This is a genomic window from Actomonas spartinae (genome assembly GCF_051209155.1).
In the GTDB taxonomy this organism is placed as follows: domain Bacteria; phylum Verrucomicrobiota; class Verrucomicrobiia; order Opitutales; family Opitutaceae; genus Actomonas.
In genome coordinates, this window is record NZ_JBPJGB010000003.1 from 234,564 (window position 1) to 255,508 (window position 20,945).

Sequence of the window (20,945 nt, forward strand, 5' to 3'; positions counted from 1 at the left end):
GACTACGCTGGCAGGTCCGCTCCGTTGCGGCGAATGAGCTCACCATACCACCGCGCGGAATCTTTCAAGGTGCGTTGCTGCGTTTCAAAATCGACGTGAATGAGACCGAACCGATACCGATAGCCTTCGGCCCATTCGAAGTTATCCATCAGCGTCCAATGGAAGTAGCCCTCCACGTCGACGCCGTCCTCGGTCGCGCGACGTAATTCACGCAGGTAGCGACTCACGTAATCGATCCGCTGCGGGTCGTGCACCGCCCCGTCGAGCGCCACCCAGTCGTGGCTTGCCATGCCGTTTTCGGTGATCGCGATCGGCTTGCCATAGCGTTCATGCACCCAACGCGGTCCCCAATACAACGCTTCCGGCGTGACCCGCCACTGGAAGTGACTCGTCGGCACGCCCTGCTTGCGCATGACATGCTCCGGTTTTCCGTCCGCACCGGCTTTCACGAAGTAGCCGTTGTAGATATTCATGCCGTAGAAATCGATCGGCTCGGCGATGATCTTCATGTCCGCGTCAGTCCACGCCGGCACCGCGTCGCCGTAGGCCGCGCATCCGCTTTCCGGATACGCCCCCCGCAGGACCGGGTCGGACCACCAGCGCTGATTCCACACACTGCCGCCATCGATCGACCAGTAGGCTTCCCGCGCTGCCGCAACGTCGGCCGGATCCTCACTGGCCGGCACCGCCACATCCCCGGTCGGAGCCCAACCGATGTGCGGCGTTTTCTTGGCCTGCGCCCGCAGCACCTGCGCCGTGCGGCCATGCGCCAGCAGCGCGTTGTGCACCGCGCAAAGCACGTGCGGCATTTCCATGCGATCGCCCGGCGCGTGTTCGCCCGTGCGATGCCCGAGCCCGATGAAGCACTGCGGCTCGTTGAGCGTCATCCAGTTCGTCACCCGATCCGACAAACGATCGACCACCACCGCCGCATAGTCGGCGAACCACTTCGAGCTATCGGCATGGAGCCAGCCACCGCGACGTTGCAGCGCGAGCGGATAGTCCCAGTGGAAGAACGTCAGCCACGGATCGATGCCGCCTTCGAGCAGCGCGTCGACGAGCCGGTCATAGAACGCCAGGCCCTGTTCATTCACCGCGCCGGTGCCATCCGGCAGAATGCGCGACCACGAGAGCGAGAAGCGATAGGCCTTCAGCCCGATCTCCCGCATCAGTCCCACATCTTCCGCCCAGCGGTGGTAGTGATCACAAGCCACGTCCCCGTGATGCCCTTCAAAAACGCGCCCGGGTTGCCGGCAAAATCGATCCCACACCGAAGGCCCGCGCCCATCCACCGCCGCCGCACCTTCGATCTGATAAGCTGAGGTCGCTGCCCCCCAGGCGAAGTCGTTTTTGAATGCCATAAGGGGTTAAAGCACCATTCGACCGCAGTCGCGTCGAGTCGGGAAACCTGATTGTTAACGACTCAGGAAGAAGCCGCGTTGCTTATCGCTGATCGGCAACGCCACCCGCTCCATCACTTGCAACAGATCCTCCCAGATCACCCGTTTTGAACGGTTGGACTGGTTGCGCAGAATGTAGCTAGGATGGTAGGTCACCATCACAGGTTTGCCCTCGAAGTCCTTCCACTTCCCGCGCACTTCCCCGAGCGCCTTGAAGCTGTCGAAACCGAGCAGCCCTTTCGCCGCCGTCGAGCCGAGCGCCACAATGACCTCGGGCTGCACGACCTCCAGCTGCGCCCGTAAAAACGGCAGGCAATACGACATCTCTTCGGCCGTCGGCGGTCGGTTCCCCACCTGCTCCTGGCCGTCGACCGTGGGCAACTGGGGCCGCCAATTCATAATGTTGCCGATGTAGACCTCCTCACGCTTGAGGCCCATCGCGCCAATCATCTTGGTGAGCAGCTGCCCGGCCGGCCCCACAAAGGGTTCCCCTTGAATTTCCTCCTCTGCGCCGGGCGCTTCGCCGCAGAAAAAGACCTTCGCGTCGAGGCTCCCCACCCCCAGCACCACCTTTTTCCCGGCCCGCACGTTCTCCCGGCAGACCGGATCCTCGCGCACAAGCTCAAGCAAGGCATCCCATCGCGTCTGCTTGTCGCCCTCGGGCAACAAAACCGCCGGCGGCGACGGCAAGGTCGACTTCGCTTTGGCGGCCGCTTTCTTCGCGGCGCTTGCCGTGGTCGGCGGTTCCCAGGATGGCGCCGACGAACGCGAGGATGGTCGCGTCGTCTCCGCAGTCGGGGCCGACACCGACGCCGGTGCCGCCGGTGCTCGCGCCGCCACCAACCGCCGCAGGGTGTCGATGGACTCATCAGACACCGAAACCGTGTTCACCCCATCGGCTTTGAGCCGACGAAGTTCCTCAGTCAGGGCGTGGAGCGTGGCGCGCATCGAAAGATCTTCAGGTCAGGGTTGGGGCCACCAGTTTCTCCACGTATTTGCCCAGTTGATCAAACTCGAGGTTCACCGGATCGCCCACCTTCTTGGTGTGCAGGTTCGTGACGGCCACCGTGTGTGGAATCAACCAGACCGCAAAAACATCGCCTTCAACTTCCGCGACGGTCAGCGAGATGCCATCGATGGCGATGCTGCCTTTGTGCACGAGGTAGCGCCCGGTGCCGTGCGGGGCGCGCACCCGCAGGTAGGTGTCCGGTCCCCGCGGTTCGAAGACTTCGATCTCACCCATGCCATCGACATGGCCGGTCACAAAATGTCCGCCCATTTTGCCGTTAAAACGCACCGCCCGTTCCAGGTTCACCACGCCTCCGACGCCAAGTCGATCGAGCGTCGTCAGTCGCTTGGTTTCCGCCAGGACGTCGAAGCTGAGCGAGTGATCGTCAAACGCGACCACGGTGAGGCAACAGCCATTCACCGCGATGCTGTCTCCGAGCTCAACGTCCTGCCGCGTGCGATCGGCCCGCACAACCAAGCGCCACGCGTCCGCCGTCTCATTGAACGACTGAATATGGCCCGTCTCTTCGATGATGCCCGTAAACATAATCCGTCAGTTGAGTTTCACCCGCATCACCGCGGTTTCGCCGTTGCGACTGACCAGCATGACCACTTCGGGGCGGGCACTGGCGGCGATTTCATCGAGCACCTTCACCGCGTCGGCGTAGACCGCGATCGGTCGGCCGTCGATTTCCTGGATCCAGTCATCCATCTGCAGTCCCGCCGTCGCAACCGGACTGCTGGGCTTCACAAAATGAGCGATCACGCCGCGCAAGTCCTGCGGGTCAGACCGCCGGTTGACCGCGTCCATGTAGACCATCTCCCGCACGGTCAGCCCGATCCCCTCGTAGTATTGGCGCTCCGCCTCGTTGGGCGTCTTGGGGGCGTCGGCCAAGGTGAGCGGCAAATCGAGCTCCTCGCGATTGCGCAGCACGGTCAGCGTCATCTCCGAACCCGGCTTCCGGCGCAGGATGTCGCGCTGCAGGTAAGACACGACCACTTGGTCCGGCTTCAGCCGCGGCAGGGGCACGCCATCGAGGGCTGTGAGAATGTCGCGAGGCTGCAACCCGGCGGTCTCCGCCGGACTACCGGCCAACACTTCGGAAATCACCAAACCCGTGCCACCGGACAGACCGAGAAACTCGGCCACCTCGGGATCAACCGGATCGATCCCATCGACGCCAAACCAAGGCAAAGGGCGGCCGTAGGGGTTGTCGGGAATTCGATCCGCCGCGAGGATGACATCCGCGGCGAGCCGGAAGGCGCCGGTCTCATCCGGGTTGATCATCACCGACATTTCACCGCGCCGCCGTTGCGAGTAAATCACACGACTTTCGCCGAAACCGGAAATACCGACGCCGATGAACTCGCCCGCCATGTTGAACACCGGCAGACAGCGCCCCGCCACGTCCCCCAGCGCCACCGCGGTAAGCTGCGGCAACTCGGTGATCATGCTGATGCGATCGCTGAGAAAATAGGGGCGGAAATCCTCGTCCTTCTTTCGCAGCCCGATGCCCCAAACCTGCTCGGCCAGACGGGGAATCACCTGCCCCTCCTCCGGCAGGAAGTCGGTGATCGGTCGCAGGCCGGCCCGCCCCTCCGGTTCGATGCGCAGGAAGTGCCAGGTCGTGAACCCATCGTAGCCCAGGTATTCCGCTTTTGAATACACCGTGGTCGGTTGATCCGGTCGGTAGATCCGGAAATCGACCAATTGCTCCGGGGTCGCCCGATCGGTGATCGCGCCCGATTCCAGGATCACCGTGCCTTCGTCATCAATGACCATGCCGTAGGCGTAGTTCACCGTGCGATCCAGCTCGTGCTCGATGGTGAACTGCACGGCGACCACCGTCGACAGGCGCTCGTTCAGCAAGTCCGGCAGCGAGACCTCCTCCGCCGCGATGGTCGGCGCCAGGGTCGCGCCGCCGAAAGCCAGCATAGCTAAGACGAAATGGAGTCGGTGTCGGGTCATCATGGTTTGAGCACGTAAAGGGAAACGCGGAACTTGCGGCGAGCTTCGATCAGAACGCGATCGGGTTGTTCCCGGTAGGCCTCCTCCGCGGACTGGATCACGGCGAGGGAGTCCACGTGGGCGTCGTTGACCTTCATGATCACATCGCCCACCGCCAGGCCCGACTCCGCCCCGGGCGATCCGCGCTGCACCCCGATGACCAGGACACCGTCGGCGTTGGGCAGCTGGTTCTCCCGCGCGTAGGCCCGGGAAACTTCCCGCACGCTCAGCCCCCAGGTTTCCAGCACACCTTCTTCGCCCACGCGGCTGACCAGCTCCTCGGTCGTGACCGTGAAGGTCTGGGTGTCGGTGCCGCGCTTGACCGTCATCTCGATCGCGGTGCCCAGCGGCTCGGAGGCGATTTGGTTTTGGATCGGTGGCAGCTGTTCCGGGAAACGGCCGTCCACCCCCTGCCCGTTGATCTCGAGCAGGATGTCACCGCCGCGCAGACCCGCCTCCGCGGCCGGTGAACCGGGATCCACGCTGTTGATCAACATGCCGGTATTGAGCGCGAGATCATAAAAGTCCTCCAAATCCTGCAGCGCCCCCGGCACGATGCCGATGTAACTGCGCGTGATGCTGCCGTCCTTGGCCAAACCGTCCATCACCGCCCGCGCGGTTTCCGACGGAATAGCGAAGCCAAGGTTGTCTGCGCCCAGATAACCGCGCGAGTTGATCCCCACCACATGACCATCCTCGTCGACCAAGGGCCCGCCACTGTTGCCGGGATTGATCGCGGCATCGGTCTGCAACCACGTGTTGAACATACCGGTCTCATGCCCGCGCACCCCGCGCGAATCGGAGAAATAGCGTCGCGGGTTCGAAATGATGCCGCGCGTCACGGTGCGCGTGAGTCCGTGTGGCGTGCCCACTGCGAACACCGTTTGCCCCGGATACAGCGCCGAGGACGCGCCAAACTCCGCCACGGCGAAGGTGAAGCCCTTTTCCGCGATCTCCTCCGCGGAGAGTCGGATCAGCGCCAGATCGGTCCAGTGGTCCCAGCCGACCAGCTCTGCGCTCACGCGTTCGAGGTTCGCCAAGGTCACATTGATGTCGACCGCCCGCGGCCCGACGACATGGGCGTTGGTCAGGATGAGGCCGTCGTCGGAAACGATCACGCCCGAGCCCACCCCGCTGCTGAAACGCTTCACGCCCGCCTCGTAGGCATACTCGCGCACATCGATCCGCACCACCGCGTCAAGCAGGCGCTTGAAGCCCGGCGACTGTTGGCCGTGCAGCGCGGAAACAGCCGCAACCGAGGCAAAAAACAGGCAGCAAAGCCCCACCATTGACCGGGGTAATGAAAGTGTCACAGTGGCCGATTCGATCCGATGGCAACGCATAGCAAAGACTACGACTTTTCTTCCATAGAACCCCGCTGGCAATCCTTCTGGGCAGAAAACGGCTCGTTCCGGGCGGAGGCAACGTCTCCAAAACCCAAATACTACGTGCTGGACATGTTCCCCTACCCGTCCGGCGCCGGCCTGCACATCGGGCACCCGGAGGGCTACACCGCGACCGACATCCTTTCCCGCTACAAGCGCGCCAAGGGTTTCAATGTCCTGCACCCGATCGGCTGGGACGCGTTCGGACTCCCCGCCGAACAACACGCGGTCAAAACCGGCACACATCCCGCGACGAATACCGCGGCCAACGTCGATAACTTTCGCCGCCAGATCAAAGCCCTCGGTTTCTCCTACGATTGGGATCGCGAGATCAACACCACCGATCCGGCCTACTTCCGCTGGACCCAGTGGATCTTCCTGCAGCTCTTCCAGCGCGGTCTCGCCTACGTCGACGAACGCCCGGTGTGGTGGTGCCCCGCCCTCAAAACGGTTCTCGCCAACGAGGAGGTCGTCGACGGCAAGTCCGAACGCGGCAACCATCCGGTCGAACGCCGCGCGCTGCGCCAGTGGGTGTTGAAGATCACCGCCTACGCCGACCGCCTGCTCAAGGACCTCGATGGCCTCGACTGGCCCGACTCCACCAAACGCATGCAGGAGGCCTGGATCGGCCGCAGCGAGGGCGCCGAGGTTCACTTCGGCCTCGAGGACCCGACTCTCGATGACCTGGTCGTGTTCACCACCCGCCCCGACACGCTCTTTGGCGCGACCTTCATGGTCATCGCCCCCGAGCATCCCTATGTCGACAAACTCACCTCGCCCGAACAACGCGAGGCCGTCGAGGCCTACCGCAAGCAGGCTGCCGCCAAGAGTGACCTCGAACGCACCGATCTCGCTAAGGACAAGTCCGGCGTGTTCTCCGGCGCCTTCGCCATCAATCCCGCCAACGGCCAACGTGTGCCCATCTGGATCGCCGACTATGTGCTCATGGGCTACGGCACCGGCGCCATCATGGCGGTCCCGGCGCACGACGAACGCGACTTCGAGTTTGCCCAAAAGTATCAGATCCCGGTGGTGCAGGTCATCGAGCCTTCCGACCACTCCAACAACGGCTCCGGCAAACCCGAGCTGCCCTACACCGGCGATGGCGTGCTGGTGCACTCCGACGGCTACACCGGTTTGAAATGGGCCGAGGCCAAACAACGCATCACCGCCGACCTCGCGGCCAAGGGCAAAGGCAAGGCCACCGTGAACTTCAAGTTGCGCGACTGGCTCTTCTCCCGCCAGCGCTACTGGGGCGAGCCCATCCCGATCGTTTGGGTGAACGGCGACGACTACGCCGCGATCAAAGCGGCTGGCGAGGTGAAGCTGCCGACCGAAGCCATCACCTACGAGGAGGACGGCGTCACGCACTACGCGTTGCCCGTGCCCGACGCGGCCCTGCCGCTCGAACTCCCCGTGGTCGAATCCTACCTGCCGAGCGACAACGGCGAAAGCCCCTTGGCCAACGCGACCGATTGGGTCGATGTCTGGTATCAGCCCACGACCGGCGCCACCGCGCCGGCCAGCGGCGATCGCCCTGCGGGCGAAGACTGGGTGCGCGGCCGACGCGAGACCAACACCATGCCACAATGGGCCGGTTCGTGCTGGTATTACCTCCGTTACCTCGACCCGCAAAACAGCGGAGCGATCGCCTCGCCGGATGTCCTTAAATACTGGGGCTCGCCAGACCTTTACGTTGGCGGCGCGGAACACGCCGTGCTCCATCTGCTCTACGCGCGTTTTTGGCACAAAGTGCTCTTCGATCTCGGCGTGCTGCCCGAGAACGAGCCCTTCAAACGCCTGTTCCACCAAGGCATCATCCTCGGCGAGGACGGCGAAAAGATGTCCAAGAGCCGCGGTAACGTCGTTAGCCCCGACACCATCATCGCCTCCCATGGTGCGGACACCCTGCGCCTCTACTTGATGTTCCTGGGCCCGCTCGAGGCGATGAAGCCGTGGAATCCGCGCGGCATCGAAGGCGTCCATCGTTTCCTGCTGAAAGTCTGGCGCGAACTTGCCGGACGCGAAGGCGGCCAAAATGAAAAGGTCGTCGACGACGCCGCCGGCGAACCTGCCGAACTCACCAAGCTCCTCCACGAAACCATCAAAAAAGTCGATGAGGACACGGAAAACCTGCGCTTCAACACCGCGATTTCGCAAATGATGATTTTTGCCAACGCTCTGCAAAAATCTCCCACGATCACGCTCTCCAGCGCGCGAGTCTTTATCCAACTCTTGGCCCCCTACGCGCCTCACGTGGCCGAAGAACTTTGGGAACGATTGGGGGGCGCCGCTCCTGTCCAAGCCCATGCTTGGCCGCGCCATGACGAATCGTTGCTCGCCACAGAAACACAAAAGCTTGTTGTGCAAATAAATGGGAAACGCCGCGCGGAGATCGTGGTTCCCCAGGATGCCGACGAGGCCGCTGCGCTGTCGGCCGCCCGCGAAGTCGAGCAGGTCGCCAGCCACTTGGGCGGCGGCACCATTCGCCGCGTCATCTACGTGAAGGGGCGAATTCTCAACATTGTGGTTGCATAGGTCGGTCGAACTGCCATCTAGGGTATAGACCTCAGTGATTATGGCGTCTTCGCCGTGATCCTAGGTGCGTGTTAATACCCGCACGTGGGGAGTTGCTGTGAACCTAAACGCCAATCATCTTCGAGACATGAAATTTTACCGCTTTTCCACTGGTATGCTCGTGGCCGGCTTGCTGATGGGCGCAGCCACCACTCCGAGCGCCTGGGCCGCCAAAAAGAACCCGACGAGCAAACTCTACGTCGCCGACCTCGAGGGGCAGTCGGAGATCGATACCGGAGAGCGCATCGAGGAACTCAGCAAGAAGTCCGTCCACAACGCCCAGGGCACGGTGATCCAAACCTCTGCCGACTCCAACAACGCCATGGTCTTCTCCAACGGCACGGGCGTTTACCTCGATCCCGAGACCCGCATGGAAGTGAAGCGCTTCATGCAGGAACCCTTCACGCCGGACCGCACCGACCTCCAGTCCGAGCCTTCCATTTCCCAGACCAGCGCCTTCATCCCGCGCGGCACCGTCGGCCTCTGCACCCCCCGCATGGTCGCCGGCAGCACGATGGTCTACTCCACCCCGCAGACCGCCGTTCAGATCCGCGGTCAGAAGGTCGTCATCCAGACCGATGACTACGAGACCAAGGTCTCGATCATCGACGGCGACGTCACCATCCGTGGTGGAGCCACCGATGGTGGCGGCCAAACCCTCCGCGGTGGCCAACAGGCGGTGATTCGCCGCGTGCCAGGCCAACCACCGCAAATCGACATCCACGACATCCCCGAGGACGAGCGCGAGTTCATCGAGGACAAGGTCACCCTCGCCTGCGAGGCCCGTAAGACCGTTTACTTCGACGTCCGCGGCAAGAAACCCGACGAAACCGGCTTCGAGGGCGATGATGAGATCGTCAGCGATTCCTCAAACCCGTCAGATGACGAGGGGGACAACGAAGGCGAAGGCTGGGCCAGCGTGTTCGACGACCTCGACGAGACGGCCGGTGCCGATGCGGAAGAAATCATCGCCGTTGAGGTGACTCCAGTTGAACCTATCCAGGAAAGCGTGGTCAGTCCCTCGTCTGCGAACGGCTGACCCTACACTCACGTGCCTGCATGATTCCCCGACCGAGACGAACATCTCAAGCTGTCGCCCTGTGCGTCGGATTCATGGTGGCATGCATGCCGGCCCACGGCATCGTCCGGTGGAACGAGGGTAAGGACCAGATCTACGTCAACACCACCGTCACGGTGACGTCGGACAGTAACATCTACACGTCCGCGTTGAACGAGTCGGACATGATCTACAACGCGACCGTCGGCTTGGAGTATCGCCGTCACGCCGGCCTCATTGGCGTCAACGCCTCTGCCACCGTCAGTCGCGCGGAATATCAAAACAATCCGTCCGAGGGCTTCACCAATCCCAACATGCGGCTTGAGTTCACCAAGGACACGGGACGCACCACCGGCACCCTGGGCTTCTCCGCCGTGAAGTCGACCCGCGCCGACCCCACCGTGAACATCCGCACGGACTCCTGGAACTACGGTAGCGAGTTCAACTTCCGCTATCCGATTTCCGAACGTCACTCCCTTTCCGGCGGCGTCACCTGGCGCCGCGTGGACTACGTCGACAACACGCTGTTCGTCGACCTCAGCACCTACAGTTTCTCGGCCGACTGGTTTTACGTGCTCTCGCCCCAACGCGACATCTTCGCGGGGTATCGCCTCCGCATGCTCGAGTCGTCCGCCGACACCACCTTTGCCGACCACTCTGTCAGCGCCGGCGTTTCCGGTCGACTGCTCCCCGGCCTCAACGGCACAGCGCGCGTAGGCTACCAAGTGCGCGAGGCCATCAAGGGCTCCGACGACACCTACAACGGCTATAACGCCGCCGTCAGCGCGACCTGGAACTTCACCCGCAAAGTAGCCCTCACCGGCCAAATCTCCAAAGACTTCACGGTCACGTCGACCAACGTTTCGACCGACACGCTGAGTGGAAACCTTGATCTGCAATACGCCCGCACCGGCAAACTGCTCTTTGCTGCCGGCGTCGGCGCCGGGCAAATTAAGTTCCTGGGCCAAGCCGGCAACAATCGCGAGGACACATTCATGACCGGCTACGGTCGAATTGCTTACACCTTCTCCGAGCGTCTTCGACTGGGGTTGATGTATTCTTACTACAAGAACTGGTCGACCTTGGCCTTTTCTGATTTCGATCGCCATTCGGTGACGTTTGACGCTACAGCACGTTTCTAAGGAGGAATACCCATGAAGGTTTTAACTGCCAAATGGCTCGGGAGGGCCCTCGTCGCACTTGCCGGCATCTGCATTGTCCAGGTCCTGACGGCGCAACCTGCGCCCACCGCCTACGCCCCCGGTCCGAACAGTCGCGCGATCACCTACCACATCGCCCTCACCGACCGGCTGCGCGTCGCGGTTTTCCAGGAAGACGATCTTTCAGTCATCGCCCGCGTCGACTCCAAGGGCCGCGTCAATCTTCCCCTGCTCGACCCGATCACGGTGGTCGGCCTCACCATCGAGGCCGCGGAAGATGCCGTGGAACAAGCCTACCGCGACCAACGCCTTCTGCGTAAGCCGCAGGTCACCATCACCGTTGAGGAATACGCCGCCCGCGAGGTGATCGTGCAGGGCGAAGTGCTCCAGCCCGGTCGTATCCCGCTGCCCATCGAATCCGGCATGACCGTGCTCGACGCGATCACCAAGGCTGGCGGTCTCACCGACCTCGCACGAGGCAACGCGGTGACGGTCACCCGCAACCAACCCGACGGCACCAAACAAGTCACCACGGTCGACGTCGCCAGTATCCTCCGGGGTCGGTCATCCTCGACATCGGCCGACTCCTCCATGCTCCTTCTGCCGGACGATATCGTTTACGTTCCGATGCGGTTCCTCTGAGCGCCCTCCTTATTTGCAATGGTCACTGCCTCCAAGTCACCTTCCCATCACCGGCCGGACCACGGCGCGGATGAGCCGCTCAGCGAGCGGCGCACCCTGCGCGACTATGCCATCATCCTGCGCGAGCGTTTCTGGATCGCGCTGCCCCTGGCATTGATCGTCTCGCTCGGGCTTGGCTACCAAAAGGCACGCCAGGTTCCGCTCTACCAGTCGACCGCGACCATGCGCTTCGAGAAGCCACCGGTGGTCGTCACCAACTCCCGTGGCGTGGTGGAAGATGACGTCCGTGGTTTCGTCGATCTCAATACCTACCTCCAGGAACTCGGTTCTACGCGCATGCGCGACCGCGTGGTCAACTCTCTCACCCCCGAAGAAGCCCGCATCCTCCAGCGTCCCTACTTGCAGGACCTCGAACCAGGGCAAGAGCCGCCTCCGGTCGGCGCCGCGCTCGGCCAACTCAGCGTGGGCGATGTCCGGGACAGTTACATCATTCGCATTTCCATCACCCACCGTGATCCGGAGGCCGCCGCGTTGGTCGCCAACCGCTACGTCGACCAGTTCATGGACTACATCTTCGACCGGCGGGCCAATCGCACCACCGATGTCGGCGACTTTCTCCAACAACGCGCCGAGGCCCTGCGCATCGAAGCCGAGGACGCCGAACGCAAATTGCGCGAATACCAGCGTCGCCACGACCTGGTCGACCTCGACAACTCCACCAACCTCGTGCGCAACCGCCTCGTGCAGGCGGACGCCGCGCTCACCGCCGCCCGCCTGGATCGCATTCGCACCGAAGAGCTGCTCAAGCAGGTCGAAACCTTCCGTGACCAGGGCCGCGACCTGCTCGAAATCAGCTACATCGCCGGCCATGGCTCCGTCACGAGCCTGAGCCTCAAACTTGCCGACCTCCGCCGCAACGAGGCGATCCTCGCCGAACGCTACCTCGAACGTCATCCCAAAATGATCGACGTCGCCAATGAGGTTGCCGTGGTCGAAGGCCAATTGGATGACGCCCTCGAGCTCGCGATCGCCGACCTGCGCTCCAATCTGGAGACGGTCCGCACCCAGGAGAAATCGATGCAGGCCGAATACGCCACGGCCGAACAGGAACAACGCCGTCTCAACGAGCTTTCCGCCGAGCACAACAGCCTGCGCGACCAAGCCGAAATCAAGCGCGCGAACTACCAGCAAATCGTGCGCCGCGAGCAGGATGTCGCGACCGAAGAACGCATCGAAAGTGTGCCGGTCCAGCCCCTCGATCGCGCCGTCCCCTCGGGCGCGCCGTTCACGCCGAATATTCCCAGCATCGTCAAATCCTCGGTGCTCATCTTCATCCTCGTTTTTGTGGGTGTCGCCGTCGGCCTGAGCTTCATCGACGATCGCATCAAGAGCGCGTGGGACGTGGAGCACTTCATCGGCGTCAACCTCCTCGGCATCATTCCGGACCTCTCGTCGCTCAAGGACGAAGAGAAATATTCCCTCGTGTTGGAGAACCGACAGGTGCCCGGGACCGAATCCTTCCTCAGCGTCTACAGCGCGGCGAAGATCCATTCGAAACTGGATTTCCCCAAGTCGATCCTGGTCACCTCCACCATCCCCGGCGAAGGCAAGACCCTCATCTCCTGCAACCTTTCCGGCGGCTTCGCCCGTCACGGCCGCAAGACCCTGCTCATCGACTGCGACCTGCGCCGCCCCATGCTGCACCGTCACTTCCAGGTTGAAAACGACCGGGGCTTGATCCCGTGGTTCGAAAACGGCGGCAACCTCGACGGGATCATGGAAACCGACCCGCACCTCGGTATCATTCCGGTTGGCGAAAACCTCCACCTGCTTCGCTCCGGTGGTCGCTCCCGCATCCCGACCGAGTTGCTCGAGTCCAAGGAATTTGTGCAGGTGCTCGACCGTCTGCAAAAGGAATACGAACTCATCGTGATCGACTCCCCGCCCCTCGGCGCGGTAACCGACTCGCTGCTCATCGCTGAACACGCTGACGAGGTTATCTACGTTTGTCGCTTCAACCGCGCCTACCGCAAGCACATCCGCCAATACGTGAAGGCCCTGCAAAGCGCCAAACGTGAGATGCTCGGTATTGTGCTCAACGGTCTCTCGCCGCGCCGCATCGAGTATTACTCCAACTACCGCTACTACCGGAGCTACAAAAAATACTACGGCGCCGAGTCCTGAGTTCGCTCACCCTCGATAGCCCTCTTTCTCAGGCCGCGTCGCACCAGCGATGCGGCCTTTCCTTTTACCGTCCGGCCTTTCACGCTCCGCCCCGATGCCCTCCGCTCACCTGCCAGCCGATTTTGATCCGTCTCGCCCCGTCGCCTTGATCGCGGGTCAGACGCTGTATCCGCGGCTGACCGCCGACGCCATTCGCGCCGCCGGGCTGCGCCTTAAATTGGTCGCCTTTGAAGAGGAAACCTCGCCCGAGCTCTGGGACTCGGTTCCCGCCGAAGACCGTGTCCGCATCAAGGTCGGTCAACTTGGCCACATGCTCAAAGCGCTGAAAACCTTCGACGCCGGCTACGCCCTCATGGCCGGACAGATCACACCGCGCCGTCTCTTCAAGGGGCTCCACCCCGACCTCAAGGCCACGCGCATCCTGCTTTCACTCAAGCGCCGCAATGCTGAAACCATTTTTGGCGCCATCGCTGCGGAGATCGAAAAACTCGGCATCCACCTCCTCGATGCCCGCGCCTTCCTCGACGACCATCTGGCGCCAGAGGGCCTTTTTGCCGGCCGCAAGTTTCCCATCCCCGACGACTACCTCGCGCACGGCATCCAGATCGCCCGGGAGTGCGCCCGGCTCGACATCGGCCAGGGTTGTGTTGTGCGCAAGGGCACCGTGCTGGCCGTCGAAGCCTTCGAGGGGACCGATGAAATGATCCGCCGCGCCGGCGGCTTCAAAACCGAAGATGCCCTGTTCGTGAAAACCGTGAAGGCCAAACAGGACTATCGCTTCGACGTTCCCTGCTTTGGCCTTCGCACCCTCGAATCCATGCGCGAAGCCGGTCTCCGCGCCGCCGCCCTCGAAGCCGGCAACGTCATCCTCATTGACCGCCCGGCCGTGCAAAAGCAGGCCAACGAATGGGGCATTGCCTTACTCGGATTTACCACCTGATCCGGTGTGGCCGCTTGCGCTGCCGCCTCTGCCCAACCACCATTCCGCCATCATGTCGTCCGATGTTATCGAAATTTCCGTCCGGGGAGTCATGCCCACCGCCAATGGCTGTGCGGTCTTTTTGGGCAACGATGACAAGACCTTCGTGATCTACGTCGACCATTCGGTCGGCAACGCCATCCAGATGACGATCGACGGCGTGCGCAAGGAGCGCCCCCTCACCCACGACCTTATCGGACAAATCTTTCTCGGGCTTGGCGTGCAGCTCGAACACGTCGTGATCAACGACGTCAACGAGGGCACCTTTTACGCGCGCATCCTGCTCCGCATGGACAACGAGATCGGCAAGAAAATCGTCGAGATCGACGCCCGCCCCAGCGATTCGACCGTGCTCGCGTTGCAGCAAGAGCGCCCGCTCTACGTGGCCCGTCATGTTTTTGAATCGGTCGAAGACATGACCGAGATCCTTGAGCGCGTGTTGCGCAAACGAGAGGAAGAGGACGAGGCGTTCGGCGGCGACGATGACTGATTCGCCGGCCAGCCCTCTGCGGCCGCTGCCACCGCCAATCGAGGCGGGGCAGCCGCTCACCGCCCTCGCGCCCATGCAGGATGTCACAACGCTCGCGTTCATGCAGGTGGTCGCGAGCTACGGCTCCCCGGATTACTACGTGACCGAGTTCTTCCGGGTGCACGACACCTCGCGACTCGAACGGCACATCGTGCGCTCCATTGATGAGAACGAAACCGGCCGCCCGGTTTTCGCCCAACTCATCGGCGAATCCATCGAACACCTCGAACGCACCGTGGTCGACCTGCTCCGGCACCCGATCGCCGGCATCGACCTGAACCTCGGCTGCCCCGCCCCCAAGGTCTACAAAAAGAACGTCGGCGGTGGCCTCCTGCGCGATCCGGCCCGCGTCGACGCGATTCTGGCCGCGCTCCGCGCCGCCTGCCCCGGACTGTTCACCGTCAAAATGCGCATCGGCTTCGACGACACCGAGCCCTACGACGCCGTCCTGGAGTCGGTTGCCCGCCACCGGGTCGACATGCTGGCGGTCCACGGGCGCACCGTGAAGGAAGGTTACCGCAGCGAGGTGCACTACGATTACATCGCCCGGGCGGTTTCACGGGTGCCCTGCCCGGTGTTGGCCAACGGCAACGTGAGCAGCGCCAACGCCGCCGCCCGCATCGTGGCCGCAACCGGCGCCGCCGGCGTCATGATCGGCCGCCACGCCATCCGCAACCCCTGGATCTTTGCCCAGTGCCGCGACCGCTTCGGCGGACGACCTGTATTCATTCCGACCCTACGTGACGTCTACGAATATGTGGATCGCCTGTTCCGGGCGACCCAGGAGCCGAAGATCCCCGAGCGCGCCCACGTGAACCGGATGAAGAAGTTCCTCAACTTCGTCGGCCAAAGCGTCGACCCCGAGGGCGCTTTTCTGCACGACATGCGCCGCACCCAGACCGAGGCCGAGCTCTTTGCCGTGTGCGAACGGCACCTGCTCAGCGAACCGAACCGCCCCTTTGCGGACGAACCGTTCCACGGTGTCATCGCCCGGCCCAACTGCGAAACCGCCGTCGGCGTCGGCGGCGCTGCGTAGGACTGGCGCTTTTCGCTACTCCAGCCCGAGCACCGATCGGCCTTCTTCGGAGATCATGTGCGGCGACCACTGCGGGTCCCACACGATGTGGACCTTGGCCTCGGCAACCGTCGGCAACGCCGCGACTTTCTTGCGCGCGTCCTCCGCGATAACCGGTCCCATGCCGCAACCGGGGGCCGTCAACGTCATCTTCACCTCAACCGTGCGGCCGGCTTCCCCGTGGTCCTCGATCGACAGATCGTAGACCAAACCGAGGTCGACGATGTTGAGCGGAATCTCCGGGTCGAAACAGGTCTTCAAGGTATCCCACACCGCCTGCTCACTGAACTCCGCGACCGATTCGGCATCGGCCGCCGCGGCCACATAACCTTCGATCGCATCCGCATCGCTTTCCGCGATGCGGCAAAGCCCATGGTCAGTGCGCACCGTCACATTGCCGCCGAGCGACTGCACAATGTGCACCGCGAGACCTTCGGGCAGACTGACCGGCGTGCCGGCGGGAATAACAGTAGCCTCGACGGCGCGGTTGAGAACGTGATCGGACATGGGGAGAAACAGAGTCGAAGACCGGCGTGATGAAAAGCCTCAGCTGCGACTATTCGATGACCAGCTCGACCGGCAGGCGGGCGTAAACGCCCTGCGGATCATTGAACTGACTGAGCACCGCCAGCTCGCTTTCGACGCGCTGCTTCGCGCGATCCAGCCAACTGGACGTCCGCGCGGAGGCTGGCACAATCTGTTCCAAGGCCTCCGCGAGAACTTCAGCGAACTCCTTTTTGCGCGGGAACTCCGTCACCCGAAAATCCTCGCGCAGCCCCGCGGCCTGGGCCGCGTAGGCGATCGCGTCCGCGAGACCGCCGAGTTCATCGACGAGGCCGATCTCCAACGCTTGGCGCCCGGACCATACCCGCCCCTGCGCGATTTCCTCCACGTGATTGGGCTCGAGTCCGCGACCCTCGGCGACCTTGCGAATGAAATCGGCGTAGAACCGGTCGGTCGCCCGTTGGAAGAGCGCCATTTCCTGCTCGGTCTTCGGCCGCGAAATCGAAATCGCGTCGGCCAATTCGCCGGTCTTCACCGTATCCCACGAGATGCCAAGATCGTCGCCGAGCTGCTGCACATTGAAGAGCACGCCAAACACGCCGATCGATCCGGTGATGGTGTTGGGCTCGGCAAACACGCGATCGCCGTAGGCCGAAATCCAGTAGCCCCCCGAAGCCGCATAACCCCCCATCGAAACGACCACCGGCATCTTTTCGGCCGCCAAACGCAATTCCCGCTGAATGTGCTCCGACGCCACCGCCGAACCGCCCGGGCTGTTCACGCGCAAAACGATGGCCTTCACCTTGTCGTCCTGACGCAGACGGCGAATCTCACGGGCAAACTTGGCACCACCGACATCAGTCAAACTTCCTTGGCCGTCCACAATGGCCCCTTCGGCGTAGACCACCGCCACGCGTCCACTTTCCTGCCCGGCTTCAGCAGGGCGTTCCTCCGGCGCCGCACGCGCCACCGCGAGCTGCCGGATATAGGGGCCAAGCCCGATCTGTTTGAACGCCTTGTTGGTGCCGACCTTGACATCGGTCGCGGCCTTCAACTCGTCGAGGACTTCATCGAGATAGGCAGTTCGATCGACCAGCCCGACCGCCACCACGTCGCTGGCCAAATAAGAGCCACCTTCATCGATGAGCTGCTGCAAACGAGCCGGATCGATGTCGCGAGCTTCCGCGACCGTGTCGCGCAGCTCCGTCCAGATACTCCCCAGCAACGACTCCAACTGCTCCCGGTTCTCTGCGCTGAGGTCGCGCCGGGTGTAGGGCTCAATGGCCGACTTGTATTTGCCGACACGCGACACTTGAACCCCGATGCCAAACTTTTCGAAGGCGCCGGCAAAAAAGGTCGGCTGCGAGGCAAGTCCGGGCATGAGCAAAAATCCCTCGGGGTCGAGCACCAGGTCGTCCGCCAAACTGGCCACGTAAAAGTCCCGCGTATCCGGATAGAGCAGGTAGGCCTTCACCGGTTTCCCGGCCGCCTGAAACGCCGCCAAAGCGCGACGCACTTCCTGCAGCGTCGCGAACGAGGTGCCGTATCCCGCCGGCGCAAAGGAGCCCTTGAGCAGAATCCCCTTGATCCGGTCATCCGTCGCCGCCTCACGGATCGCGCGGGTGACCATCCGCGTCTGCTGCTGCGACGGAATGTCCTGTCCACTCAGCGCGGCGATAAAGACGTTGTTGTCGATCTGCGCCGGCGCGTCGGTGATGTTGGTCGAAAGATCAAATACCAGATACGAACCCGCCTCCACGGAGGGTTGCTCCTGCTTGCCGAACGACGCCATGACCATGAGCAACAGGAACATCGTCAGTCCGCCGCCAATCAGAAGAATCAGGATGCCAACGATGGTGCCGAGGAGCGAGGTGAGAAAAGTTTTCATGCGCGCCGGCACCATAGCTCGCTTCCGCTGGGCAGCCAGCGCTTTTGGCTGATTGGTCGGAGTCCTCCATCAATGGTATTCGCAGCCGAGGATTGCACCGGCGACACCGCCACCTACGGTTCCGCTCCATGAGTAGAGGAACCGAGTTGCTCACCACCAATCGCAAGGCCCTCACCGTCAATCTTGACGCGGCCAAATACGGCACCTTTGCCGAGATCGGGGCCGGGCAGGAGGTATCCCGGCTCTTCTTCCAAGCGGGCGGCGCCGCCGGCACGATCGCGAAATCGATCTCGGCCTACGACATGACCTTCAGTGACGAGATCTACGGCAAGGCGCCGCGCTATGTCTCGCGGGAACGGCTGTCCAACATGCTCGAACACGAGTATTCGCTCCTCCACGAGCGCCTCTCCGAGAAGCGAGGCGACTCGACCACCTTCTTTGCTTTCGCCGACACCGTCGCCGCCAAGGCCTACCGCGGCAACAACGAGTGCCACGGTTGGATGGGCATTCGTTTCCAATCCGAACCCGGCGCGGCCCCGTCCGAAATCATCATCCACGTCCGCATGTGGGATAAGGACAACCTGCTCCAGCAACAGGCCCTCGGCATCGTCGGCGTGAACCTCATCTACGGCGCCTTCTATTACCGGGAAGACCCGGCGAAGCTCATCGCCTCCCTCACCGACAACGTCGGCAACGACCGTATCGAAGTCGACATGCTCAAGCTCGACGGCCCGGCCTTTGCCGAGGTCGACAACCGCATCATGTCGCTCTACCTCGTGCAATTCGGCCTCACCAACGCGGTGTTGTTCGGTCCCGACCGTGAGGTGCTGCAACCTTCCGAGGTGCTTCGCCGCAAGGCCATCCTCGTCGAGCGCGGCAGCTTCCGCCCCGTCACCCACGTCAACGTCGACATGCTCAACTGTGCCTGCGCCCAGTTCATGCAGGAGCCCGCCGTGCAGGGGAAGGACCTGATTGTCCTCATGGAAATCACCATGAACAACCTCCTGGCCTCCGGTGATCTCGACGCCGAGGACTTCCTCTCCCGCGTCGATCTGCTCGGGGACATCGGGATGACGGTGCTCATCTCCAACTACCCCGAATACTACCGCCTCACCTCCTACTTCCGCCGCTACACCGAAGAGATGATCGGCGTCGCCATGGGCATCAACAACCTGCTCGAGATCTTCAACGAGAAGTATTACGAGGCCTTGCAGGGCGGCATCCTCGAAGCCTTCGGCCGGCTCTTCCGCAATGCGGTCAAACTCTACGTCTACCCGATGCGCCGCAACGCCTACGACAACTACCTCGAGGAAGGCACCCGCGCCCGCAATCCCAACCCCATCGCCTCACTCGGCAGCCACGCCTTCGCGTCCGACGTGCTCGTGAGCGCGCGCAACCTCCAGGTCTCCCAACACCTGCGCAATCTCTACGCGCATCTCATGGAGAACCACTACATCGACTGCATTGTCGGCTACAACGCCGACATCCTCGACATCTTCTCCCGCGATGTTCTTCGCCGTCTCCAGGATGGCGACCGCTCGTGGGAAAAAATGGTGCCCCAACCCGTCGCCGCCGCCATCAAGACGAACGGCCTCTTCGGTTATGTGCCGACCGCCGATCAGTCGCCGGCAGAGCCCACGGCAGACGGCAAACCCTCCTGAGCCGCCTCGTGGCATCGCGCGACATGCGGTTTCACAAATATCACGCACTGGGCAACGACTACATCGTGCTCGATCCGGCCGAGTGGCCCGAACCCGCGCCGCCCTCGCCCGCCCGGATTCGCGCCATCTGCCACCGCCACTTTGGCGTCGGCTCCGATGGCATCCTGTGGGGCCCCGTCGCGATGCCATCGACGCCCTACGGCCTGCGCATCTTCAATCCCGATGGCTCCGAAGCCGAGAAGTCCGGCAACGGCCTGCGCATCTTTGCCCGTTTCCTTTGGGATCACCATCACCCGGATTCGCCGGAGCTGCCCATTCACACGCCGGGCGGTGAGGTCGTCGCCACGGTGCATGACGGCGCGCAAGCGGTCACGGTCGACATGGGGCAAGTCCGCTTCAATAGCTCGGCCATCCCCGTGACGGGCGATGAGCGTGAGGTCATCAACGAAACCATCGCGGCCAATGACCGCACCTTCACCTTTTGCGCGGCCACCATCGGCAATCCGCACTGCGTGATTCCAGTGGAAAACCTCACGCCGGAACTCGCGCTGCGTCACGGCGCCGCCATCGAGACGGCCGATCGTTTCCCGCACCGCATCAACGTGCAGTTCATGCAGGTCCTGTCCCGCGAGCGCATTCGCATCGAGATCTGGGAACGCGGCGCCGGCTACACCCTCGCCTCGGGTTCCAGTTCCAGCGCCGCCGCCGCCGTCGCACATCGCCTCGGCCTCGTAAACGATGACCTCACGGTCGAAATGCCCGGCGGCGAAATTCAGATCTCCATCGGACCGGACTACGCGATTCGCCTGACCGGTTCGGTCAACCGCGTCGCCGACGGCTCCATCGATCCGGACCTCTTCAACTTCCCTGGACTCGCCCGAGCTTGAA

The 20,945-nt window shown here is 62.8% G+C and carries 17 protein-coding genes; 10 read left to right on the plus strand and 7 right to left on the minus strand.

What is annotated here, in order from left to right:
* Positions 1-2: 2 nt before the first annotated feature.
* Genes AC0MRV_RS15970 through AC0MRV_RS15990 form a run of 5 tightly spaced genes read right to left on the minus strand, consistent with a single transcriptional unit; the run spans position 3 to position 5,759 of the window.
* Entirely contained in the window at positions 3-1,361 is a 1,359-nt protein-coding gene (locus AC0MRV_RS15970; protein WP_472765498.1) for a GH1 family beta-glucosidase, read from the minus strand.
* Positions 1,362-1,415: 54 nt separating this feature from the next.
* The gene (locus AC0MRV_RS15975; protein ID WP_472765499.1) at positions 1,416-2,348 is read right to left on the minus strand and encodes a uracil-DNA glycosylase; all 933 of its coding nucleotides are present in this window, start codon (positions 2,346-2,348) and stop codon (positions 1,416-1,418) included.
* 10 nt (positions 2,349-2,358) lie between these two features.
* Complete coding sequence (locus AC0MRV_RS15980) at positions 2,359-2,955, minus strand: riboflavin synthase (protein WP_472765500.1); 597 nt, start codon at positions 2,953-2,955, stop codon at positions 2,359-2,361.
* A 6-nt stretch (positions 2,956-2,961) separates the two neighbouring features.
* Entirely contained in the window at positions 2,962-4,380 is a 1,419-nt protein-coding gene (locus AC0MRV_RS15985) for a PDZ domain-containing protein (protein WP_472765501.1), read from the minus strand.
* On the minus strand, positions 4,377-5,759 hold the full coding sequence (locus AC0MRV_RS15990) for a trypsin-like peptidase domain-containing protein (protein WP_472765502.1): 1,383 nt from the start codon (positions 5,757-5,759) through the stop codon (positions 4,377-4,379). The genes AC0MRV_RS15985 and AC0MRV_RS15990 overlap by 4 nt, the downstream gene beginning before the upstream one ends.
* Between AC0MRV_RS15990 and leuS the strand changes: the two genes are divergently transcribed.
* From leuS to AC0MRV_RS16030, 8 genes are all read left to right on the plus strand, one after another.
* Positions 5,748-8,339 (plus strand): leucine--tRNA ligase, encoded by a 2,592-nt coding sequence (gene leuS / locus AC0MRV_RS15995; protein ID WP_472765503.1) that lies wholly within the window; start codon positions 5,748-5,750, stop codon positions 8,337-8,339. The two genes, AC0MRV_RS15990 and leuS, sit on opposite strands and share 12 nt — an antisense overlap.
* 127 nt (positions 8,340-8,466) lie before the next feature.
* A complete protein-coding gene (locus tag AC0MRV_RS16000) occupies positions 8,467-9,417 on the plus strand; it encodes a hypothetical protein (RefSeq protein ID WP_472765504.1) in 951 nt (316 codons plus the stop codon).
* Between the two features lie 86 nt (positions 9,418-9,503).
* Complete coding sequence (locus AC0MRV_RS16005; RefSeq protein WP_472765505.1) at positions 9,504-10,577, plus strand: outer membrane beta-barrel protein; 1,074 nt, start codon at positions 9,504-9,506, stop codon at positions 10,575-10,577.
* Positions 10,578-10,589: 12 nt separating this feature from the next.
* Positions 10,590-11,237 (plus strand): polysaccharide biosynthesis/export family protein, encoded by a 648-nt coding sequence (locus AC0MRV_RS16010; protein ID WP_472765506.1) that lies wholly within the window; start codon positions 10,590-10,592, stop codon positions 11,235-11,237.
* A gap of 18 nt (positions 11,238-11,255) precedes the next feature.
* Positions 11,256-13,421 (plus strand): GumC family protein, encoded by a 2,166-nt coding sequence (locus AC0MRV_RS16015; RefSeq protein ID WP_472765507.1) that lies wholly within the window; start codon positions 11,256-11,258, stop codon positions 13,419-13,421.
* Between the two features lie 94 nt (positions 13,422-13,515).
* Positions 13,516-14,361, plus strand: coding sequence for an LpxI family protein (locus AC0MRV_RS16020; protein ID WP_472765508.1), 846 nt, complete (start codon positions 13,516-13,518; stop codon positions 14,359-14,361).
* A gap of 52 nt (positions 14,362-14,413) precedes the next feature.
* A complete protein-coding gene (locus tag AC0MRV_RS16025; RefSeq protein WP_472765509.1) occupies positions 14,414-14,890 on the plus strand; it encodes a bifunctional nuclease family protein in 477 nt (158 codons plus the stop codon).
* On the plus strand, positions 14,883-15,965 hold the full coding sequence (locus AC0MRV_RS16030; protein WP_472765510.1) for a tRNA dihydrouridine synthase: 1,083 nt from the start codon (positions 14,883-14,885) through the stop codon (positions 15,963-15,965). The genes AC0MRV_RS16025 and AC0MRV_RS16030 overlap by 8 nt, the downstream gene beginning before the upstream one ends.
* A gap of 15 nt (positions 15,966-15,980) precedes the next feature.
* Here AC0MRV_RS16030 and sufT read toward each other — a convergent pair whose 3' ends face one another.
* Positions 15,981-16,511, minus strand: a complete 531-nt coding sequence (sufT, locus tag AC0MRV_RS16035; RefSeq protein ID WP_472765511.1) for a putative Fe-S cluster assembly protein SufT — start codon at positions 16,509-16,511, stop codon at positions 15,981-15,983.
* Between the two features lie 49 nt (positions 16,512-16,560).
* The gene (sppA, locus tag AC0MRV_RS16040) at positions 16,561-18,396 is read right to left on the minus strand and encodes a signal peptide peptidase SppA (protein ID WP_472765512.1); all 1,836 of its coding nucleotides are present in this window, start codon (positions 18,394-18,396) and stop codon (positions 16,561-16,563) included.
* Positions 18,397-18,524: 128 nt separating this feature from the next.
* Here sppA and AC0MRV_RS16045 point away from each other — a divergent pair, with 128 nt between their 5' ends.
* Positions 18,525-20,057, plus strand: coding sequence for a hypothetical protein (locus AC0MRV_RS16045; RefSeq protein WP_472765513.1), 1,533 nt, complete (start codon positions 18,525-18,527; stop codon positions 20,055-20,057).
* An 8-nt stretch (positions 20,058-20,065) separates the two neighbouring features.
* A complete protein-coding gene (gene dapF, locus AC0MRV_RS16050) occupies positions 20,066-20,944 on the plus strand; it encodes a diaminopimelate epimerase (RefSeq protein WP_472765514.1) in 879 nt (292 codons plus the stop codon).
* The last annotated feature ends 1 nt before the right edge of the window (position 20,945 follow it).